The sequence below is a fragment of the Frateuria hangzhouensis genome, assembly GCF_026410505.1.
Taxonomy (GTDB): Bacteria; Pseudomonadota; Gammaproteobacteria; order Xanthomonadales; family Rhodanobacteraceae; genus Frateuria_A; species Frateuria_A hangzhouensis.
Genome location: NZ_JAPMIU010000010.1, coordinates 123,964 through 145,050 on the forward strand (window position 1 = coordinate 123,964; position 21,087 = coordinate 145,050).

The 21,087-nt window shown below is 69.0% G+C and carries 18 protein-coding genes; 11 read left to right on the top strand and 7 right to left on the bottom strand.

Features of this window, described 5'->3' with window-relative positions:
• Nucleotides 1-299: 299 nt before the first annotated feature.
• Entirely contained in the window at nucleotides 300-626 is a 327-nt protein-coding gene (gene trxA / locus OSC30_RS12245) for a thioredoxin TrxA (RefSeq protein ID WP_267172134.1), read from the top strand.
• A 172-nt stretch (nucleotides 627-798) separates the two neighbouring features.
• Nucleotides 799-2,601: a transcription termination factor Rho gene (gene rho / locus OSC30_RS12250; RefSeq protein WP_267172135.1), complete on the top strand. Its 1,803-nt coding sequence runs from the start codon at nucleotides 799-801 to the stop codon at nucleotides 2,599-2,601.
• 57 nt (nucleotides 2,602-2,658) lie between these two features.
• Here the strand turns inward: rho and OSC30_RS12255 are convergent, their stop codons facing one another.
• Nucleotides 2,659-4,539, bottom strand: a complete 1,881-nt coding sequence (locus OSC30_RS12255; RefSeq protein WP_267172136.1) for a peptide-N4-asparagine amidase — start codon at nucleotides 4,537-4,539, stop codon at nucleotides 2,659-2,661.
• Nucleotides 4,540-4,777: 238 nt separating this feature from the next.
• On the opposite strand from OSC30_RS12255, the gene OSC30_RS12260 reads away from it, so the two are divergent.
• Nucleotides 4,778-6,145: a glutamate--cysteine ligase gene (locus OSC30_RS12260; protein WP_267172137.1), complete on the top strand. Its 1,368-nt coding sequence runs from the start codon at nucleotides 4,778-4,780 to the stop codon at nucleotides 6,143-6,145.
• A gap of 126 nt (nucleotides 6,146-6,271) precedes the next feature.
• Here OSC30_RS12260 and dcp read toward each other — a convergent pair whose 3' ends face one another.
• From dcp to OSC30_RS12280, 4 genes are all read right to left on the bottom strand, one after another.
• Complete coding sequence (dcp, locus tag OSC30_RS12265; protein WP_267172138.1) at nucleotides 6,272-8,467, bottom strand: peptidyl-dipeptidase Dcp; 2,196 nt, start codon at nucleotides 8,465-8,467, stop codon at nucleotides 6,272-6,274.
• A gap of 114 nt (nucleotides 8,468-8,581) precedes the next feature.
• On the bottom strand, nucleotides 8,582-8,932 hold the full coding sequence (locus OSC30_RS12270) for a hypothetical protein (protein WP_267172139.1): 351 nt from the start codon (nucleotides 8,930-8,932) through the stop codon (nucleotides 8,582-8,584).
• A gap of 73 nt (nucleotides 8,933-9,005) precedes the next feature.
• Nucleotides 9,006-9,689, bottom strand: coding sequence for a dethiobiotin synthase (gene bioD, locus OSC30_RS12275; RefSeq protein WP_267172140.1), 684 nt, complete (start codon nucleotides 9,687-9,689; stop codon nucleotides 9,006-9,008).
• The gene (locus OSC30_RS12280) at nucleotides 9,686-10,372 is read right to left on the bottom strand and encodes a TMEM175 family protein (protein ID WP_267172141.1); all 687 of its coding nucleotides are present in this window, start codon (nucleotides 10,370-10,372) and stop codon (nucleotides 9,686-9,688) included. Before OSC30_RS12280 ends, bioD begins: the two co-directional genes overlap by 4 nt.
• A 61-nt stretch (nucleotides 10,373-10,433) precedes the next feature.
• Between OSC30_RS12280 and OSC30_RS12285 the strand changes: the two genes are divergently transcribed.
• A complete protein-coding gene (locus OSC30_RS12285) occupies nucleotides 10,434-10,925 on the top strand; it encodes a GAF domain-containing protein (protein WP_267172142.1) in 492 nt (163 codons plus the stop codon).
• A gap of 70 nt (nucleotides 10,926-10,995) precedes the next feature.
• On the opposite strand, the gene yihA is transcribed toward OSC30_RS12285, so the two are convergent.
• A complete protein-coding gene (gene yihA, locus OSC30_RS12290) occupies nucleotides 10,996-11,634 on the bottom strand; it encodes a ribosome biogenesis GTP-binding protein YihA/YsxC (RefSeq protein ID WP_267172143.1) in 639 nt (212 codons plus the stop codon).
• A 115-nt stretch (nucleotides 11,635-11,749) separates the two neighbouring features.
• On the opposite strand from yihA, the gene OSC30_RS12295 reads away from it, so the two are divergent.
• The 5 genes from OSC30_RS12295 (at nucleotide 11,750) to OSC30_RS12315 (ending at nucleotide 15,930) form a co-directional block, all read left to right on the top strand.
• Nucleotides 11,750-12,616, top strand: coding sequence for a c-type cytochrome (locus tag OSC30_RS12295; protein ID WP_267172144.1), 867 nt, complete (start codon nucleotides 11,750-11,752; stop codon nucleotides 12,614-12,616).
• A gap of 119 nt (nucleotides 12,617-12,735) precedes the next feature.
• Nucleotides 12,736-13,626, top strand: a complete 891-nt coding sequence (locus tag OSC30_RS12300; RefSeq protein WP_267172145.1) for a thiol:disulfide interchange protein DsbA/DsbL — start codon at nucleotides 12,736-12,738, stop codon at nucleotides 13,624-13,626.
• Nucleotides 13,627-13,858: 232 nt separating this feature from the next.
• A complete protein-coding gene (locus tag OSC30_RS12305; RefSeq protein WP_267172146.1) occupies nucleotides 13,859-14,509 on the top strand; it encodes a thiol:disulfide interchange protein DsbA/DsbL in 651 nt (216 codons plus the stop codon).
• 177 nt (nucleotides 14,510-14,686) lie between these two features.
• Complete coding sequence (locus OSC30_RS12310) at nucleotides 14,687-15,520, top strand: endonuclease/exonuclease/phosphatase family protein (RefSeq protein ID WP_267172147.1); 834 nt, start codon at nucleotides 14,687-14,689, stop codon at nucleotides 15,518-15,520.
• Nucleotides 15,517-15,930: a hypothetical protein gene (locus OSC30_RS12315; RefSeq protein ID WP_267172148.1), complete on the top strand. Its 414-nt coding sequence runs from the start codon at nucleotides 15,517-15,519 to the stop codon at nucleotides 15,928-15,930. The genes OSC30_RS12310 and OSC30_RS12315 overlap by 4 nt, the downstream gene beginning before the upstream one ends.
• On the opposite strand, the gene OSC30_RS12320 is transcribed toward OSC30_RS12315, so the two are convergent.
• On the bottom strand, nucleotides 15,850-17,427 hold the full coding sequence (locus OSC30_RS12320; RefSeq protein WP_267172149.1) for a glycoside hydrolase family 17 protein: 1,578 nt from the start codon (nucleotides 17,425-17,427) through the stop codon (nucleotides 15,850-15,852). The two genes, OSC30_RS12315 and OSC30_RS12320, sit on opposite strands and share 81 nt — an antisense overlap.
• 213 nt (nucleotides 17,428-17,640) lie before the next feature.
• Here OSC30_RS12320 and OSC30_RS12325 point away from each other — a divergent pair, with 213 nt between their 5' ends.
• Together OSC30_RS12325 and OSC30_RS12330 are read left to right on the top strand one after the other, a co-directional pair.
• Nucleotides 17,641-19,686: a transglycosylase SLT domain-containing protein gene (locus tag OSC30_RS12325; RefSeq protein WP_267172150.1), complete on the top strand. Its 2,046-nt coding sequence runs from the start codon at nucleotides 17,641-17,643 to the stop codon at nucleotides 19,684-19,686.
• 1 nt (nucleotide 19,687) lies between these two features.
• On the top strand, nucleotides 19,688-20,917 hold the full coding sequence (locus OSC30_RS12330; protein WP_267172151.1) for a multifunctional CCA addition/repair protein: 1,230 nt from the start codon (nucleotides 19,688-19,690) through the stop codon (nucleotides 20,915-20,917).
• The last annotated feature ends 170 nt before the right edge of the window (nucleotides 20,918-21,087 follow it).

Here is a 21,087-nt window from a genome sequence, read left to right on the forward strand (position 1 = left end):
CGCACCGCCGCTCATCTCCGCCGGTGGAGGGTTCGGACCGACGGTTCCGCTGGCATAGGCGAGAAGGCTGGCAGGTGCGGCCCTCTCGCCTATGACAACGGAACCCTCCGTCGCCACCCTTGAATCGCTTGAATCGCGACCCGAGTTACGCTGGAATGGAGGCCTGCCGCAAAGGCAAATCCCCGCAGTCTTCCGGTTGGACCCCGCGCAACATGGGCGCCCAAGTGTAGCCGATGCGCGTGGCCGATGCCGGCCACGCGATGCCGACCCTCTTTTCCACGCAACCCACGGAGATCCTGGTGAGCGACCTGATTACCCACGTCAACGACGATGCCTTCCAGAAGGAAGTGCTCGAGTCCGACACCCCCGTGCTGCTCGACTTCTGGGCCGAATGGTGCGGCCCCTGCAAGGCCATCGCGCCGATGCTCGACGAGCTGGCCAGGCAGTACGAAGGCAAGCTGCGTGTCGTCAAGCTGAACATCGACGAAAACCAGAAGACCCCCCGCACCTATGGCGTGCGCGGCATTCCCACCCTGATGGTGTTCAAGCACGGCAAGGTCGAGGCGACCCAGATCGGCGCCGTCAGCAAGGGCCAGCTTGGCCAGATGATCGACAAGGCGATCTGACTCGCCGTTCCCGCCGCGCGCGCTTTACGGCGCCGCGCGGCGGATGCTAGATTCGCTCAACGACCGTCGGGGCGGTCTGCCTGCCCCTCCCGCGCGCACCGCGCGACGCTCGCCTTCCCTCCTGCCTGATCCACCTGCGGCCTGTCCCAACGGCGCCCCACGAGGTTTGCCCGTGTCCGATATCGAAACCCAAGACCCGTCCGACGCCAAGCGCGCCGAACCCAAAAGCGCGGACGCGCCGGCGCGCACCCGCGCACCGCGCAAGTCCGCCGCCGAAAAGGCGGCCGAGAAGGCTGCAGCATCCAGCCCGGCGCCAGCGCCTGCGGCGGCTGCACCCGCTCCGGCGCCTGCCCCGGCCCCCGCGCCTGCTCCTGCTCCTGCACCGACCCCCGCGCCGACCCAGGCCAACCTGCCGATCGAGGCGGGCGACAACGCGCCGCGTCCCGCGCAGGAACCGCGTGAAGGCGGCCAGCCCGGCAATGCGCCCCAGGGCAACGGCCAGCAGGGCAACAACGAGCGCCGCAACGACCGTAACGACCGCAACAACGAGCGCGACGGCCGCGGCCGTCGCCGCCGCCACGAGCGCGGCCAGCGTCCCCAGGGAGGCCAGGGCGGCGGCCAGGGTGGCGGCAACCAGGGCCAGCCCAACCGCAACAATCCGCGCGGCCTGCCCGAAGACGACGAGAACGCCGACATCGGCAGCAACGACCGGCTGATCAACCTCACCGAGCTCAAGCGGATGAAGGCGCCGGAGCTGCTGGCCTTTGCCGAATCGCTCGGCATCCAGGAAGGCGTCGCCCGCGCCCGCAAGCAGGACGTGATCTTCAACATCCTCAAGGCCCACGCCCGCTCCGGCGGCGGCATCTGGGCCGAGGGCGTGCTGGAAATCCTGCAGGACGGCTTCGGCTTCCTGCGCTCGGCCGACGAGAGCTACCTGGCCGGCCCGGACGACATCTACGTGTCGCCCAGCCAGATCCGCCGCTTCAACCTGCGCACCGGCGATTACATCACCGGGCGCGTACGCCATCCGAAGGAAGGCGAACGCTACTTCGCGATGCTCAAGGTCGACGACATCAACGGCGATCCGCCGGAGGCGTCGAAGAACAAGATGCTGTTCGAGAACCTCACGCCGCTGTTCCCGCGCAAGGCGTTCAAGCTGGAGCGCGGCAACGGATCGAGCGAGGACATCACCGGCCGCATCCTCGACCTGATCGCGCCGATCGGCAAAGGCCAGCGCGGCCTGATCGTCTCCCAGCCGAAATCCGGCAAGACGATGATGCTGCAGAACATCGCACAGGCGATCCAGTACAACCACCCCGAATCGCACCTGATCATGCTGCTGATCGACGAGCGCCCGGAGGAGGTCACCGAGATCGCCCGCACCGTGCGCGCGGAGGTCATTTCCTCGACCTTCGACGAGCCGGCCGTGCGCCACGTGCAGGTCGCCGAGATGGTGATCGAGCGGGCCAAGCGCCTGGTCGAGCACAAGAAGGACGTGATCATCCTGCTCGACTCGATCACCCGCCTGGCGCGCGCCTACAACACCGTGATCCCCAGCTCCGGCAAGGTGCTCACCGGCGGTGTCGACGCCAACGCACTGCAGCGTCCGAAACGCTTCTTCGGCGCCGCGCGCAACGTCGAGGAAGGCGGCTCGCTGACCATCATCGCCACCGCGCTGACCGACACCGGCTCCAAGATGGACGAGGTGATCTACGAGGAGTTCAAGGGCACCGGCAACATGGAAGTGCACCTGTCCCGGCGCATCTCCGAGAAGCGCGTCTACCCGGCGATCGACATCAACCGCTCCGGCACCCGCCGCGAGGACCTGCTGATCGATCCTGACCTCCTCGCGAAAATCTGGATCCTGCGCAAGCTGCTGCATCCGATGGACGAGCTGGCGGCGATGGAGTTCATGCTCGACAAGATGAAGAACACCAAGTCCAACGACGAGTTCTTCAATTCGATGAAGCGGTAGGGCAAACGCCTTCCGCAGAAACAGGCCGGCATCTGCCGGCCTGTTTCGTTTCTTCAGTCAGGGCCGTTGCCAGCCCAGGCCGTCGGCCGATCCATCCGGATGCGCAAACCACCGCACGTGATTGGTCCCCCGGGCGCAATCCATGCCGGTGGCGGTGTCGTCCAGCGCACCGTTTCTGGTGGTTACCGCCTTCTGGTAGCAGCTGCCACGGTTGTCGTGGAAGGTGAAGGTATGCGCTGCGTGCCAGTGACTGCTCGCACCGGTGTCCGGATCGACCCGGTGGTTCCCGTAGAACTCCTCCCGCAGGTGGGTGCGGTAGGGTTCAAGGCCGCGCCGGTAATGGCTGGTATCCGCGCGCCGATGCTGGTCCACGCTGACCGAGCCGCCAAACACGTCCACGTCGTAGTCGTCACCGCTATACCAGGTCGTCAATCGCCCGATGCCCACATAGTGCATCTCCAGCGGATAGCTGACCTTCTGCCGATCCTCGCTGAGCAGGTGCCCGCCCTGCGTGCGGCGGCTCACGCTCTGGGTGGCGGTTTCCAGCCACAGGTCCTCGCGGTAGACCGGCAGGTCGTAATTGTCGGAAGCGTCGTCCTTGACGTGGAACTGTTGCACGTTGTGGAACTGCGACTGCTGCACGACCGACGAATGAACGCGGCCGTGCGAGGTATCGACGTAACCGCAGATCCTGAAGTTGCGATCCAGCCGCGTGCGCACCCGCCCCTGCAGCAGGTCGCCTTTCTGGGTCAGGTCATCCTTGATGGCGGGCTGGGGCTGCGCGGCCGACAGGGAATTGTAGGTGACCGCACCGGACAGGCGCGCCTTGCCGTGATCCAGGTACACCAGCAGGTTCGCGTTGCGCGGTCCGAAATAGGAGGTCAGGTTGGTACTGGCCCACCTGGGCATGTGCAGTACTACCTGATGCGGGCCTGCCTCGTTGAGAATGGCGGCGAACGGGCTCAGGTCCACCCGGTAGGGCACGTAATCCAGCGATTGCGCACTGTCCGTGGGCGTATCCAGGACGTTCCAGAATGCCGATCTCGGCCTGGGCCCCTGGTTGAAGCTGAAGTCGGTAGGCAGCCATGGAAACACGGGCGCGACGCCGGCCGGTGTGCCATCGACGGTTATGCCCACGTCGAAGTAGCTGGAGGGGAAGCAACCCTGCGGCGGCGGGAACAACCCCCGGCCTGCCAAACCCAGGGCCACCCTGCTTACCAGGGTTGGATGGGCGTCCGCCAGTTCCGGAGTGAGGCACGCAAACCAGAACTCGTTGTCGTTGGCGGTCACATCGAGATAGGCGCGCTCGATGTTGTGAGGCAACGCAGCAAGGTCTTTGATCGGCGGCGTGCTGTCTCCGTAGGGCAGGTCGGGGGGATACATCGCCGTATAGGTCGAGAACACCGCGTCGGGCACCCGCGGCGCGGGTTGCGCTGCCGTGGGCGGGTAGAAGCGCAACGTCGCGGTTCCGACGGTCGGAAGGTTCCCGGCCGGGCGAAAGGAAACCACTGCCCTGAGGGTTCCGGTCCCGGGCTCCTTGAACAGGGCGCTGTAATCGGTGAGATCGCGCTCCACGTGCCAGCTCGATGGTTCCCTCGTGCCCGGCGTGGGGCCGACGAACAACGTGACGCCCTTCAGCGCCACCGCGATTCCCCTGGCCCGGTCCGTACCGCTCAGATCCATATCCAACGTCACCTTGGCCCAAGGCGGCGGACAGCGGACCGGGGGCGCAAAGACATAGCCGGCGTCATCGCCAAAGGTCGCATCGCGGAACAACTGGACCTCGCAGGGCTGGCTACGAGGCACGGGTACAGGCGGGCCGGCGCGTTCGATCGCCTCCTGTGGGGACGCCTGTGCCCCGGATGGCACGAGCAGGGCGAGAATCACGGCTGGCAGGGCCGCTTGCGTCAGTCGTTGACGCACGGACTGGGTCGACATCGTATTTCCTCCTCTGATGTCCCCTGTGCGCAGGATCTTGCGGCAGTCGACATCAAGGCGCCGTTTACAAAAAAATAACAGTCGAGTTCGCTGCCGTTCAGCCTCGGAGCGCGGGAACCGGGCCGGACATTTCACGGAAGTCATCAGAACCCTGGCGTACACTATTTCGGTCCCACCCCCTTTTCATGACCCCCCGCGGCCCCATAGTGGCCGTTCCCTCCGAGCAAGGCGTTCGCCTGTGTCCATACCCAGTGCCGTAAAGAGCACCCCGATCGAAAACCGCCAGCAGCTGGTCGATTACCTTGCGGCCGGCGAGAAGCCGCGCGAGGCCTGGCGCATCGGCACCGAGCACGAGAAGTTCGGCTTCCGCACGGACGACCTGATGCCGCCCACCTACGAGGGCGAGCGCGGCATCCGCGCGCTGCTGGAGGGCCTGGCGTCACGCTACGGCTGGGACATCGCCCGCGAAGGCGAGACACCGGTGGCGCTGACCCGCGGCAAGGCCAACATCACGCTGGAGCCGGCCGGGCAACTGGAGCTTTCCGGCGCGCCGGTGGAGAACATCCACCAGACCTGTTGCGAGGTGAACGCGCACCTGGAGGAAGTCCGTTCGGTGGCCGACGGCCTCGGGCTGGGCTTCCTGGGCATGGGCTTCCAGCCCAAGTGGCGTCGCGACCAGATGCCCTGGATGCCCAAGGGCCGCTACAAGATCATGCGCGAGTACATGCCCAAGGTCGGTTCGCTGGGACTGGACATGATGACCCGCACCTGCACGGTGCAGGTGAACCTGGATTTCTCCAGCGAAGCGGACATGATCAAGAAGTTCCGCACCAGCCTGGCGCTGCAGCCGATCGCCACCGCGCTGTTCGCCGATTCGCCGTTCACCGAGGGCCAGCCCAACGGCTTTCTCTCCTACCGCTCGCAGGTGTGGACGGACACCGACCCGCACCGCACCGGCATGCTCGACTTCGTGTTCGCCGACGGCTTCGGCTACGAGCGCTATGTGAATTACATCCTCGGCGTGCCGATGTATTTCAGCTACCAGGGCGGGCGCTACATCGACCTGGCCGGACAGGATTTCCGTCGCTTCCTCGAGGGGCAGTTGGAGGCCGTGCCGGGCACGCGCGCGACCATGAAGGACTGGGCCGATCACCTCACCACCGCTTTCCCCGAAGTGCGCCTGAAGCAGTACCTGGAAATGCGCGGCGCCGACGGCGGCCCGTGGAACCGGCTGTGCGCGCTGCCGGCGTTGTGGGTCGGCCTGCTGTACGACGACGAGGCGCTGGACGCGGCCTGGGAGCTGGTCAGGGACTTCACCATGGAAGAGCGCCACGCCCTGCGCGACGGCGTGCCGCGGCAGGCGCTCAAGCTGCCGTTCCGCGGCGGCAGCGTGCGCGACCTGGCGCGCGAGACGCTGAAGATCGCCTCGCATGGGTTGAAGCGGCGCGCGCGGCTCAACAAGAACGGCGCCGACGAAGGCATTTTTCTCGACCCGATGATCGAGATCGTCGAGGCCAACCAGACCCCGGCCGAGCGCAAGCTCGAGCTGTTCCACGGACCGTGGGGCGGCAGCGTGGATCCGCTGTTCCGCGAGTTCGCGTACTGAGGATTCCGGGCCTTCCGTAAGGAACCTCGAAGAACCCCTTTCGCGAAACACCGCAGGAGCCCACAAGTGGGCTGCTAGAAGGGCACCGCCCAACTGGAAAGGGCCGGCTTGCGCCGGCCCTTCGTCTTACTTCTCGTTGCCCTTGGGCGCGTCTTTCAGCCCGCGGGCGACCAGCATCGGCTCGACGCTGGGCTCCTTGCCGCGCCAGTCCTTGTACATCTTGGCCAGGTCCTCGGTGTTGCCGCGCGAGAGCACCATCTTGCGGAAGCGGTCGCCATTGGCGCGGGTCATGCCGCCGTGCTCCTTGAACCACTCGAAGCCGTCGTCGGCCAGCATCTCGGTCCACAGGTAGGCGTAGTAGCCGGCGGCGTAGCCGTTGCCCCAGATGTGCTGGAAGTAGCTGGAGCGGTAGCGCGGCGGCACGTAGGACAGGTTGATCTTGTCCTTGGTCAGCACGCCCATCTCGAACTTGTCGGCGTCCTTCTTCGGCGCGTCGGCCGGGATGGTGTGCCAGCCCATGTCCAGCAGCGCAGCGGCGACCAGCTCGGTCATGTCGTAGCCGCTGTTGAAGTGGCGCGCCTTCTGGATCTTGTCCACCAGCGCCTTGGGCATCGCCTCGCCGGTCTTGTAGTGCCTGGCGTAGTGCGCGAACACCTTCGGGTTGGTCGCCCAGTGCTCGTTGAACTGCGAGGGGAACTCGACGAAGTCGCGCGCGGTGCTGGTGCCTGACAGCGACGGGTACCTGGTGTCGGCGAACATGCCGTGCAGCGCGTGGCCGAACTCGTGGAACATGGTGATCACGTCGTCGAACGACAGCAGCGCGGGCTGGCCCGGTGCCGGCTTGGTGAAGTTGGCGACGTTGTAGATCACCGGCTTGGTGCCCAGCAGGCTCGACTGGTCGACCAGATTGCTCATCCAAGCGCCGCCGCCCTTGTTGTCGCGCTTGAAGTAGTCGCAATAGAACAGCGCCATCGAGGTGCCGTCCTTGTCGAACACTTCGAACACGCGCACGTCCGGCTGCCACACCGGGATGTCGTGGCGCTCCTTGAAGGTCAGGCCATAGAGCTGGTTGGCGGCGTAGAACACGCCATTCTGCAGCACGTTGTCGAGCTCGAAGTACGGCTTGATCTGGCTTTCGTCGAGGTCGTACTTGGCCTTGCGCACCTGTTCGGCGTAATGCTGCCAGTCCCACGCGGCGACCTTGAAGCCGCCGTGCTGGCTGTCGATGACGTCCTGGATGTCCCTGGCCTCGCGCTCGGCGCGGGCGGTGGCGGCCGGCACCAGGTTCTGCATGAAGGCGATCGCGCGGTCGGGCGTCTTGGCCATCTGGTCTTCGAGCTTCCAGGCGGCGAAGGTCGGGTAGCCGAGCAGCTTGGCCTGTTCGGCACGGATCTGCGCGATGCGCTCAATGGTGGCGCGGGTGTCGTTGTCGCCACCGTGCTCGGCGCGGTCCCAGGACGCCTTGAACAGCGCCTCGCGGGTGGCGCGGTCGTCTAAATCCTTCAGCGCCGGCTGCTGGGTGGTGTTCTGCAGCGCCAGCGTCCACTTGCCGTCCAGGTCGCGGCTCTTGGCCGCCTGCGCGGCGGCAGCCAGGTCGCCTTCGGACAGGCCCTTGAGCCTGGCCGCGTCATCGACGGTGAGCGCGCCGGCCTTGGTGGCGGCCAGCAGCTTGTTGGTGAATTGCGTGCTGAGGGTGGACTCTTCCTTGTTGAGGTCCTTCAGCTTGGCCTTGTCGGCGTCGGACAGCTTGGCGCCGTTGTGCACGAAATCCTTGTAGGTCACCTCCACCAGGCGCAGCGACTCGGGATCCAGCTCCAGCTTGTCGCGCTGGTTGTAGATGGACTGGACACGATCGAACAGCTTGGCGTTGAGGTAGATCGCGTCGCGGTGCGCGGCCAGCTTGGGCGCCTCGATCTCCTGCACCTTCTGCAGCGCGTCGGAGGTGTTGGCGCCGGTGACGGTGTCGAAGGCGGCCATCGCGCGCTTGAGCAGCGCGCCGGACTTCTCCATCGGGATGAAGGTGTTCTCGAAGGTCGGCGCTTCGGGGTTGGCGGCGATCTTCTCGATCTCCGCCAGGTGCTGGCGCATGCCCTCTTCGATCGCCGGCTGGTAGTCGCCTTCCTTGATCTTGTCGAACGGCGGCGCCTGGAACGGCAGCGTGCTGGCGGTGAAGAACGGGTTGGCGGTGCTGGCCTGGGCCGTGTCGGCCGCCGACGCACTCGCGGCGGGCGCGGGCGTGGCGGGATTGGCGTCGTTGGACGATTGCGAACAGGCGGCCATGGCGATCGAGGTGGCGATCACGAGCAGGCGAAGACGAGGCATCGGGCATTCCCCAAGGTGGCGTCCGCGGCGCGGGACGGGCGAATCAAGCGTTCGACTCTACCGACTCTGGGGCGGGACTTCCAAGGGCCGCAAGCCGCCGGCTCCGCCGGCGCGTCAGGCCGCGCGCATGTCGCGCAGTTGCCAGTTCGATCCGATCAGCCAGTTCAGCCGCGGACGCACCACGCGCATCGGCAGGTCGGTGACCAGGTCGATGTCAACGTGCAGGTCGGCCACCCTGGCACTGACAGTGGCCTGCGGATCGCTGGCGGCCAGGCTCATGTCGACTTCGTCCGGGTCCGGCTGCATCGCGCGCCAGCGCTCGAACAGGCCGGTGCCGCGCAGCGAGTCCTGCAGCGTGGCGGCCAGGTCGTCCGGGCTGGAGCCCTGCCAGGCCAGCGCCGGATCGGCGCCGCGGGCGTGGCGGATGTCGTCCACGGAGAGGTAGTAGTGGTTGCGGTTGCTCATGCGCGCTCCTGCGGTGGGCGTGGGAAGGGATCGAAGCATGGGATGCGTGAAGCCGCTGCCACGCGTGCTGCTCCTACAAAGGGCCGGCCAGGTTCACCAGGTCCAGCCGTTCGGCCGCCTGGGCCGGTTCCACGCCATACGGCAGCACGCCCAGGCACGGCGCCGGCAGCATCCCGCGCAGGGTTTCCAGGTTGTCTTCCACCGCCGCCATCGCCGGGTCGATGCGGTTGCCGATCCAGCCGGCCAGGCGGCAGCCGTCGGCGAGGATCGCGCGCGCGCTGAGCAGCGCGTGGTTGAGGCAGCCTAGCCGCAGGCCGACCACCAGCACCACCGGCAGGTCCCACTGGCGCGGGATTTCCGACGCCAGCAGGCCGGGCGCAAGCGGCACCATCCAGCCGCCCACACCTTCGACCACCACGCGGTCGTGCGTGGTCTGCAGATGCTCGAAGGCCGCGCGCAGCGGCGCCATTGCGATGGTCACGCCTTCCAGCCGCGCGGCCAGGTGCGGCGAGAGCGGCTCGCGCAGCGCCACCGGATTGATCGCCTCGTAGGGCAGCGGTTTGCTGCCGGCCGCCTGCAGGGCCAGTGCGTCCTCGTTGCGGCGCCCGCCCGGGGTCTCCAGGCAGCCGCTGGCGACCGGCTTCATGCCGCAGGTACGCAGGCCGCGCAGGCGCAGCGCGTGGATCAGCGTGCAGGCCGCGTGGGTCTTGCCGATGCCGGTGTCGGTACCGGCGATGAAGACCGCACGGCCGCTCATGCGCCGGCGTAGCGACGGTTGAACCGATTGACCACCGGCCCGATCAGGCCCAGCAGCGAGTACATGAAGCCGGGCACCGCCCACATCCAATGCGGGGCGCTGTCAGGAAGCGCCAGGGCGAGCGCGGCCGAGGCCAGCCCGACCAGCGCAGGCACACTCCACACCCGCATCTCGCGCCGCGCGTCGAAGGTGCTGTGGCCAGTCCGCGCAGCGCGCCTGGCGGCGTGGCGGAACAGCAGGGTCAGCGTGCCGGCCATGCAGGCGAAGGCCAAGCCGTAACAGGCGAACAGGGTGCGCGGGCCGGACGGGTCGCCGGTGAAATGGAAGTCGCTCGGCAGCACGCCGCCGCTCAGGGCGTTGAAGACCCCGGCGAACACCATCTGCAACGGATAGACGAAGATCAGCGCGAAAAACACCAGCAGCAGCGACAGCCAGCGCCCGATCGGGTCCGGCTGCGGGCAGCGGCGGCGCCATCGCACGTGTCCGTGCCAGAAAAAGGTAACGTGGAAGAAGCACGCCGCGAAAGCGGGAATGCCGCCGAGGGTTTGCAGCAGCTCGGCGGTGCTGCGCGGCACGTCCTCGCCGCCGATCAGCAGCAGGGTGAGGGTCAGCGCGAACGCGCCATCCACGAACATGTCCAGCCGCCCCGCCTCGATGCCTTCGCGCTGTTCGGTCAGGCTCATCGTCGGTCTCCCATCCGGTGGTCGGGCGCATAATACGGGCTTTGCCGCCGGAAGCCCCGCCATGTTCCATCTCTCGCCGACCGCCTACGCCAGCAAGCGCGAACACTACGCGGACCTGGCCAGCCAGGCGCGCGGCCTGCTGGCGGATGAAAAGGACCTGATCGCCAACGCCGCCAACTTCAGCGCGCTGGTGTTCAACAGCCTGCCCGACCTGAACTGGGCGGGCTTCTACCTGTTCGACGGCACCGAGCTGGTGGTCGGCCCGTTCCAGGGCAAGCCGGCCTGCGTGCGCATCGCGCTGGGCCGCGGCGTCTGCGGCACCGCCGCGCGCACGCGGGAGATCCAGCTGGTGCGCGACGTCAACGCGTTCGATGACCACATCGCCTGCGACGCGGCCTCGCAATCGGAAATCGTGGTGCCGCTGGTCAAGCCCGACGGCTCGCTGCTTGGCGTGTGGGACGTGGACAGCCCCAACGTCGGCCGCTTCGACGAGGACGACCGCGAAGGCATGGCCGCGCTGTGCGCGGTGTTCATGGCATCGTTGTCCGGCTGACCGCTCTCCGTAGGGTGGGCTTCAGCCCACCACCGATCTGCCGAGGATGCCTGGTGGGCTGAGGCCCACCCTACGTTCGATCGCGCGGCGTGCGCAGCAACGCCAGCACCGCCTCGCGCGCCTGCTCCACCCCGGTGCCGTCGGCGGAGGAGAACACCTGCGCGCTGGCCTGCACGCCCTCGGCGAAGCCCTTGCGCACCGCCGCCAGCGATTGCATCGCCTGGTTGCGCGAGAGCTTGTCGGCCTTGGTCAGCAACAGGTGGCAGGGCAGCGCGGTCTCGAAACAGAAGTCCAGCATCATCCGGTCGAATTCCTTCAACGGATGGCGGATGTCGGCGATCAGCACCACGCCGCGCAGGCTGCGGCGATGGTGCAGGTAGGCGTCGATCTCCAGCTTCCAGTGCTCGCGCAGGTCCTCCGGCACCTTGGCGTAGCCGTAGCCGGGCAGGTCGATCAGGCGGGCTTCCGGCGGTGTCCCGCCCGAGCCCTGCGCCAGCGGCGGCAACGAGAACGCCACCATCTGCTGGGTACGCCCGGGCGTCTTGGAGGTGCGCGCCAGCGCCTTGTGCCCGGTCAGCGCATTGAGCGCGCTGGACTTGCCGGCATTGGAGCGCCCGGCGAAGGCGACCTCGGCACCCTGATCGGCGGGAAGCTGGTTGATGCGATGGGCGGCCAGCACGAACTGCGCGCCGTTGAGCGGATTGGGCATGGGGATGGTTTGACCAAGGTGCGGTGGCGCGGGGATAATTCGGCGGTTTCTGCCTCCGCAGGCCATGTTGGCGGCGGTTCGCGGCGGATCAAGCAGTCTTTCGGGAGACAAGTGTATGAGTTTTCGGTCCGCCGGTTTCCGGCCTGCTGCCCTTGGGGGCGTGATCGCCCTCGTCTTCGCGCTGTCCGCCAGCGTGGCGGTGGCGCAGGAGGCCCAGCCCGCGACGAGTGCGCCGGCCACCGCCACCAGCGCCGCACAGAAGAGCTCGGCGGGCCAGCCCGGCGTCGATGCCGCGCCGTCGGCCCCGGCCGATGCCGGCAAGCAGGCCACGGCCGCTCCTTCGGCAGCCGCCTCCGCCGCGCAGCCGGCGTCGCCCGCCGAGGCCGTGGCCAAGGCCGGTGACGCCGCCGCCGGCCAGACCAAAGCCACCGTCTGCGGCGCCTGCCACGGCATGGACGGCAACTCCACCGACGCGCAGTACCCCAAGTTGGCCGGCCAGCACGAGGCCTACATCGTCCGCCAGTTGATCCACTTCAAGTCGGCGCAGCGTCAGAACCCGATCATGATGGGCATGGCCGCGCCGCTGTCCGAACAGGACATGCACGACCTGGGCGCCTACTTCGCCACCAAGCGCTCGCTGCCGGGCGTGGCCGACGCCGCGCTGGTCGAGCACGGCCAGACGCTGTTCCGCCAGGGCGACATCGAGCGCGGCATCCCTGCCTGCATGGCCTGCCACAGCATCGACGGCCGCGGCAATCCGGGCGCGGCCTATCCGCAGTTGACCAGCCAGCATGCGCAGTACGTCGAGGCCACCCTCAAGGCCTGGCGCGACGGCGCCACCTGGGGCGACGACGCGCAGGCCAAGATCATGCCGGCGATCGCCAAGAAGCTCGACGACAAGGACATCGCCGCGCTGGCCAGCTATATCGAAGGCCTGCACGTGAACGAAGCGGCGGGACCGTCCAAGCCGGCCACGCCCTAATCGACCACACGCCGGCCACAAGCCGGCGTGTTCGTTTCCAGCGCCGGGATTTGCGACCGGACAGCGCGCGAGCGCCTGCGTAGAATCGGACGTTCCCTGCCCCAAGCCCGAGGTCACCCATGCTCAAGCGTCTGCCGATCCTCTGTGCCGCCCTGCTCGCGCTGGCCGCCTGCAGCCACGACAGCGACACCGGCAGCACGCCGACCGCACCGACCGCCAGCAGCACCGCGGCGGCGGCACCGGCCGGCAACACCGCGCCGGTCGCCAGCGATGGCGGCACGCCGGCGTCCGCCGCCAGCGCGCCGGCCAGCGCCACTACCGCCGCCGCCGCAACGCCTGCCACCAGTGAAATTACGCCGCCCGCGCCGCCGGCCGAGCCGTTCGTCGACACCGGCAAGTGGATCGAGGGCAAGCATTATTTCCGCATCGAACCGGCCCAGCCCAAGGCCACCTCCACCGACAAGATCGAAGTGACCGAGGTGTTCTCCTACGGCTGCCCGGCCTGCAACCAGTTCCATCCGGTGGTGGAGAAACTGGCCGCCAGCCTGCCCGCGAACGCGGTGATGGCATACCTGCCGGCTTCGTTCATCCCGCAGGAGAACTGGCCGATGCTGCAGCGCGCCTGGTTCACCGCCAAGGCGCTGGGCGTGGCCAAGCAGGGCAACGACGCGATGTACCAGGCGGTGTGGAAGACCAACGAGCTGTCGGCCATGAACCCGGCCGGCACCGGCCTGAAGCCGCGCGACGCGCTGCCGACCATCGCCGACGCGGCGAAGGTGTACGCCAAGTACGGGGTCGACCCGAAGGAATTCGTCGCGGTCGCCGACTCCTTCAGCATCAACACGCAGATGAAGCGCGCCGACGACCTGGTCAAGGGCTACGGCGTCACCGGCACGCCGACCCTGGTGGTCGACGGCAAGTACCGCTTCACCCCCAACACCGCCGGCGGCTATCCGCAGACCATCGAACTGGCCAAATGGCTGGTGGCGAAGGAAGCGGCCGGCAAGTAATCCCGCCGCGGCGCGTCTCCCTTGTAGAAGCGCACTTGTGGGCGATGCTCTTGCTTTCTGGCGGCATCAAGGCAGGAGCATCGCCCACAAGTGGGCTCCTACGGGGGTTTGCGCAGCGAGGGCGCGGCTGCATCGCGCGGGACCGCGAAAGTGGTGGTTCAATGGTGCATCCACCGCCGCCTCACGTCGCGCGGCGCGACCGCTTCCCGACATCCACTCCACGGAGATCCCCATGATCAAGCACCTTGCCCGCCTGCGCCTGCTGACCCTGCTCGGCGGCCTGCTGCTGGCCAGCGCCTGCACCGCGGCGCCGGACGCGCCCGCGCCCTTCACCGAGGGTGACCAGTACGTGGCGTTGCCCGCGCCGCACCAGCGGCTGAGCCCGGAGGGCAAGGTCGAGGTGGTGGAGGTGTTCTCCTACGGCTGCGTCCATTGCGCGCATTTCGCGCCGACCGTGGAGAAGCTGCGCAAGTCGCTGCCCGAGGGCGTGGTGTTCAAGCTGATGCCGGCGCCCTTCAGCGAGGCCTGGATGCCGTTCGCACGCGCCTACTACGCGGCCAAGCAGCTGGGCGTGGTCGAGCGCACTCACCTGGCGCTGTTCCAGGCCAAATTCGAGCAGCACTTCCCGATCAATACGCTGGACGAGCTGGCCGACTTCTACGCCCGCCACGGCGTCGATCGCGCGCAGTTCCTGCGCATCGCCAACTCCGACGCGGCCACGGCGCAGATGAAGAAGGACTTCGAGCTGCTGCAGAAGTGGAAGATCGACGGCACGCCCACCATCGTGGTCGACGGCAAGTACCGCAGCGGCCAGGTGAAGACGCTCGATCAGCTGGTCGACCTGACGCAATGGCTGGTCAAGCGCGAGCTGGCTGGCAAGTAAACGTGGCGCGCTTCGCGTTCACGCACGACGGGCGATGCTTTCCTTGAACCACGCCGATCACCCGGGTCGCGGGTGCGCAGGGCCGCAGTCGAAGAACCCTTCGACGCCGCTGCGCGACGCCCGGGGTGAGCGGCGCAAGGATTGCCCCCATCGCCCCGTTGCCGGTACCGCCCCTCGATGACCCGCGCCGCCACCGCCAAAGTCCACGCCGACAAGGCCGACCCGGAAACCACGCCGGAACGCCGCCTGCGCCTGCTCAGCTGCAACATCCTGGCTGGTGCCAGCGTGCAGCGCTACAGCGAATACGTCACCCGCAGCATCAACGCCGTGCTGCCCGGCCGCAGCAAGATGGACAACCTCGACCGCCTGGCCGAGGTGCTGCCGCAGTTCGACGTGATCGGGCTGCAGGAGGCCGATGCCGGCAGCCTGCGCTCGGGCTTCCTCAACCAGACCCGCTACCTGGCCGAAGCCTCCGGCCTGCCGTTCTGGAGCCACCAGCCGAACCGCCCGATGGCGCGGCTGGCGCACTCGGCCAACGGCCTGATCAGCCGGATGGAGCCACACAGCGTCTACGACTACCCGCTGCCCAGCCGCATCCCCGGCCGCGGCGCGCTGCTGGTGCGCTACGGCGCCGAGGCCAGCGCGCTGACGGTGATGATCGCCCACCTCTCGCTGTCGGCGCAGGCGCGCGCACGCCAGCTCGCCTTCATCGCCGAAGTGCTGCACGACTATCCCAACGTGGTGCTGATGGGCGACCTCAACACCGAGGCGCAAAGCGCCGAGATGCGCCACCTGTTCGCGCGCTGCAGCCTGCAGCCGCCCGAGCAGCCCACGCCGACCTTCCCCAGCTGGAAGCCGCGGCGTGCGCTGGACCACATCCTGCTGTCCGAATCGCTGCAGCTCGAACGCGCCTGGGCGCTGCCGCAGGCGTTCTCCGATCACCTGCCGCTGGCCGCCGAGATCCGCCTGCCGGCCACGCTGGCGCCACGCTCGCACCGGTTGCGGCGATGAGCCGCTCGCTGCGCCTGGTGCTGCCCTGGTTCACCATCGCGCTGGTCGCTCTGGCTGCCGCCGCGCTGCGCTTCGGCGCGATCGAGCCGCCAGCGGTGGCGCACCAGTGCACCGCCGACGGCGGCCCGGCCTGGTGCGCCTGGCGGCACTGGGCGGTGCTGGGCTTCCTCAGCTACGGCTATGGCTACGCGGCCCTCACCGCCGCGTTCATCGCGCTGGTCGCGCGTCATCCGCTGGCGGCGTGGCTGGCAGCCGCGCTGGGCATCGCCGCGCTGGTGCTGTACTGCTTCGAGGCCGGCGCGTTCGCGCTGCTGGTCGGCGCGCTGCGGCTACTGCGCGCGCAGGCGGACGGCCTGCCGCCAGGCGACCAGCACCGGCAACCCGAGGGCCAGGTTCAAGCCCAGCCATAGCCAGGCGCTGAGGTTGAGCCCCACCTCCTGCACGACCACCAATATGGCAAGCAGCGGCAGCACGACGGCCAGCAGGCGGTGCTCCAACGGCGGCCGGTCCGGCGCCGGATCGAGCCAGGCGCCCAGCGCGTAAGCCACGCAGGGCAGCGCGAACAGGCCCAGCGGGAAGTCGCGGTAGCGGCCGTCGAATACCAGCAACAGGTCGTACCAGGTCAGCCCGAACAACCAGCCCAGGCACAGCCAGGCCGGCGCCGGCCGCGGTTCCACGCCGAGCAGGCGCCAGGCCAGCCCACGCGCCAGCCACCACGCGGTCGCCAGCGCCGCCACGCAGGCGGCGATCGAGGCGCCCCACTCCAGCAGATCCCGGCAGGCATAAATCATCTGGCGCGCCTGCCAGGCCAGCGCGGCCCCGCTGGCGGCACCGGCCAGGGCCAGCGCCGCGCCCGCGCGCCAGGCCCGGCGCCACCCGGCCAGCGCGAACGCCACCGCGCCGATCGCCGCGGCGATCCAGCCCCACCACCAGTGCGCTTCCTCCACCACCGGCCCGGTCATCGGAAACTTCGGTTTGGCATCGACGTCGAAGATGCCCCAGTAGCCGCCCACGGTGCCCTCCTGCACGCGCTTCCAGGGCTGGTCGAACGCCTCAATCACGTTGTAGGGCATCTGCACCCTGGCGGCGTAAGCGAGGAACTCGCGCAGGTAGCGCGCCTCGTTGACCCGGGTGGCGCGCGCCGCGCGGCGCGGCCGGCCGGCGCTGGGCCAGCCGGTCTCGCCGATCATCACCCGCTGGCCCGGGAACGCGTGCTGCATCCGCGCGTAGACCGCGGCCACGTGGCGCACGGCGTGCTCCGGCGGCACCGGATCGTCTTCCCAGTACGGCAGGATGTGGATGGTCAGGTAGTCGACCACGCGCGCCATCTGCGGAAAGCGCAGCCAGAACTCCCACACGTCCGCATAGGTCACCGGCACCGACGCCGGAATCGCCGCGCGTACCTGCCGCGCGTAACCGGCAAGCACCTGCGGCGAAAGCTCTCCGCGCAGCAGCACCTCGTTGCCCACGATCACGCCGCGCAGCACGTCCGGGTTGGCGTTCGCCGTGGCGATGCCCATCGCCACCTCGCGCGCATTGGCGACCGGATCGCGCGCCAGCCAGATGCCCATCAACACCTGCATGCCATGGCGCCGGGCGATCGTCGGCACCGCGGCCAGGCCCTGCCCCTGCGCGTAGGTGCGCACGCAGTCGAAGCGCTGCGACAGCGCGCGCAAGTCCGCGTCGATGCGCTCGGGGCTGATGAAGGCGTTGGGGTCGAACGGTGTCTCGCCGGCGCGGCGGTAAGGCGCATATGACACACAGGCGATGCGCGAGGAGGGCGCATCCGGCAGCGCCACCGGGCGCCCCAGCCACCACCATCCGGCAATGCCGGCGACGGCCGCCAGTACGAGCGCGAGCCACACGGGCCAGTGCGAGCGGGAGCGGGGCGCGGCAGCGTCGGACATGGCCATCTGAATGTCAGCCCAAACCGCAAGCTTACCAACCCACGCACCACACCTCGCAGGAGCCCACTCGTGGGCGATGCTCCTGCTCCGATGCGGTTCTACGTCCAGAGCATCGCCCACAAGTGGGCTCCTGCAGGAACGCCTGGGCCTGGCAAATCGATCGCGGCGGGGCGGTTAACGCTGCGCTTACCGGCGCTTACTACACTTGTGACGATGACCCCGAACGCATCCCCCGCCGCCCGCGTGCGGCAGCCCTCGTCGTATCTCCTGCTCGCCCTGATCGCCTGGTTCGGCCTCGCGGCGATGGTCCATGCCGCGCCCTCGCCGGACGAACAGCGCGTGGCCTTCAAACAGGCCTGGGCGGTGGCGCAGCAGGGTGGCGATGGTTGGCGCACCTGGGCCAAAGGATTGACCGACTATCCGCTGTATCCCTACCTGGAGGCCGCGGCCCTCGAGCACGACGTGGACACGCTGGACCGCGCCACCGTCGCCGATTTCCTCAAGCGTCATCCGGACCTGCTGCCGGCCGGCGACCTGCGCCGCGCCTGGTTGCACAGCCAGGCACGTCGGCACGACTGGAGCGACTTCCTGGCGCTGTACCAGCCCGGCCTGGGCGATGCGCTCGCCTGCGATGCGCTGCAGGCGAAGCTGGCGCAGGGCGGCACGCTCGACTTCCAGCGCGACCTGGCACCGCTGTGGGACAGCGCCAACCTGCCCGGCGCCTGCGATCCGGTACTCGACGCGGCGAACGACGCCGGGCTGCTCACCAACACGCGCCTGTGGGCCAGGATCGATCGCGCCCTCGACGCCGGCCAGGGCGGCACCGTCGCCGCGCTGGCCACCTGGTTGCCGGGCGCCGAAGGCAAGGCCGCCGCGCGCCTGGCGCAGGCCCTGCGCGATCCGGCCACCGCGGTCGCCGACGCTGTGAACTGGCCCGACACACCGCGCCACCGCCAGGCAGCGTCGTTGGCGCTGCAACGCCTGGCACGGCGCGACACCGACGCGGCCGACGCCGGCTGGCAGCGGCTGCGGCCGCACTTCAGCTTCAGCGACGACCAGCGCGACGGCGTGCTGTATGCGCTGGCACTGTTCCACGCCACCGATTTCGACGAACACGCCCTGGCCCGCCTGGCCGCGCTGCCCGCCGCCGCACAGACCGACACCAGCCGCGAATGGCGCGCCCGCGTGGCGCTGGCGCGGCAGGACTGGCCGGCCGTGCTGACCGCCATCGAGGCGATGCCGGCGACGCAGCGGGACGAGGACGAGTGGCGCTACTTCCAGGCCCGCGCGCTCGCCGCCACCGGCCACGGCGACCGCGCCGCCACGCTGTACGACAAGCTGGCCCAGGAGGCGACCTACTACGGCTTCCTCGCCGCCGACCGCGTGCAGGACAACTACGCCATCTGCCCGCTCGACCCGCCCGACGACACGCAACGGGAGCAGGCCCTGCAGGCCGACCCGGGTCTCCAGCGCGCCTTCGAACTGTTCGCCGTGGACCTGCCGCACCTGGCGCGGCGCGAGTGGTCGCGCGCGCTCGCCGGTGCCGACACCACCACCCGGCGGCTGGCCGCGCGACTGGCCTACGAGCGCCAGTGGTACGACCGCGCGGTGTTCACCTACTCCAGCGGCGAGGCCATGCACTACTACGACCAGCGCTTCCCGCTGGCCAGCCAGGACGGCGTGGTACCGCAGGCGCAGCAGGCCGGCATCGACCCGTCCTGGGCCTACGCGATCGCCCGCGCCGAAAGTGCCTGGATGAGCGACGCGCATTCGGGCGCCGACGCGCGCGGCCTGATGCAGCTCGTGCCGGCCACCGCGGCGCAGGTCGCGAAAAGGAACGGATTGGACTGGGGCGGCGGCCAGTCGCTGTACGATCCGGCCGTGAACATCATGCTCGGCACCCGCTACCTGGCGCAGATGGCGTCGCGCTTCAACGGCGCGCCGTGGCTGGCCAGCGCCGCCTACAACGCCGGTCCGAACAAGGTCGACCAGTGGCTCGGCGAGCGCGGCGCACTGCCGCCGGACCTGTTCGTGGCGACCATTCCCTACCATGAGACCCGCGACTACGTCGCCCGCGTGATGGCCTTCGCGGTGATCTACGACTGGCGGCTGTCCGGCAAGGCGCTGCCGCTGGGCTCGCGGATGCCCGCGATCGGTCAGCCGTACAGCCTTCCGGACGTCCATACGCCGCGCAAGGACGTGACCTGCCCGAGCGCCTCGCCGGCCAGCGCGGTAGCCACGGCGGGCGGGAAGGACTGACGTGCGCCGATACCTGGTCGGCGGTGCGGTACGCGACCGGCTGCTGGGGCGGCCGGTGGTCGACCACGACCACGTGGTGGTCGGCGCCACGCCCGAAGAGATGCTGGCCCAGGGTTTCCGGCCGGTGGGCAAGGATTTTCCGGTCTTCCTGCATCCGGATACGGGCGAGGAATACGCGCTGGCGCGCACCGAGCGCAAGACCGGGCGCGGCTACCACGGCTTCGTCGTCCACGCCGATCCCAGGGTGACGCTGGAAGAGGACCTGGCGCGGCGCGACCTCACCATCAACGCGATCGCCCAGGACGAGCACGGCACGCTGGTCGATCCGTTCGACGGCCAGCGCGATCTCGAGCAGCGCGTGCTGCGGCATGTCTCGCCCGCCTTCGTGGAGGATCCGGTGCGGCTGCTGCGCGTGGCGCGCTTCGCCGCGCGCTTCGCGCCGCTGGGTTTCCAGGTGGCGGAGGAAACCATGGCGCTGATGCGCCGCATGGTCGCCGAGGGCGAAGTCGACCACTTGGTGCCCGAGCGGGTGTGGGCCGAGACCCGCCGCGCGCTGGGCGAGGCGCAACCGTCGGCATTCCTGCGCGTGCTACGCGGCGCCGGTGCGCTGGCGGCGCTGTTTCCCGAGGTCGACGCGCTCTACGGCGTGCCGCAGCGGCCCGAATACCACCCGGAAGTCGACACCGGCACGCACCTGGAACTGGTACTCGACATGGCCGCCAGGCTCGCCCCCGGCGACGACCTGGTCGGCTTCTGTGCGCTCTGCCACGACCTGGGCAAGGCGCGCACCCCGGCCGACGTGCTGCCCAGCCACATCGGGCACGAGCATGCCGGCGTCGCGCCGGTGCGGGCGCTTGCCACGCGACTGAAGGTGCCCGCCGAACATGCGGCGCTGGCCGAGCTGGTCTGCCGCGAGCATCTCAACGCGCACCGTGCGCTGGAGCTCAAGCCCACCACCGTGTTGCGCCTGCTCAATACCCTCGATGCGTTGCGCCGGCCGCAGCGGCTGGAGGTCTTCCTCACCGTCTGCGAGGCGGACAAGCGCGGGCGGCTGGGGCGCGAGGAAGCGGCCTATCCGCAGGCGGGGTTCCTGCGCGCGGCGCGCGAAGCGGCGGCGTCTGTCGGCGCGGCCGGTTTCGTCGAGCGCGGGCTGACCGGACCGGCCATCGGCGAGGCGATGGAGAAAGCGCGCGTCGCGGCCATCGCGATGTTGTCCCGCCCTGCGCCTTGATACCGGGCTCGCTCCTGCTCCCTCCCCCCTTTGGGGAGAGGGTTGGGGTGAGGGGTCGGGGCTTGCCCGAAGTTTCATCTGATGCGTGGCTTTTTTGCCCGGCGGTCGGCTCCGAATGGCATTCCCCGCAAGCCTTGACCCCTCACCCCAGCCCTCTCCCCGGTGGGGAG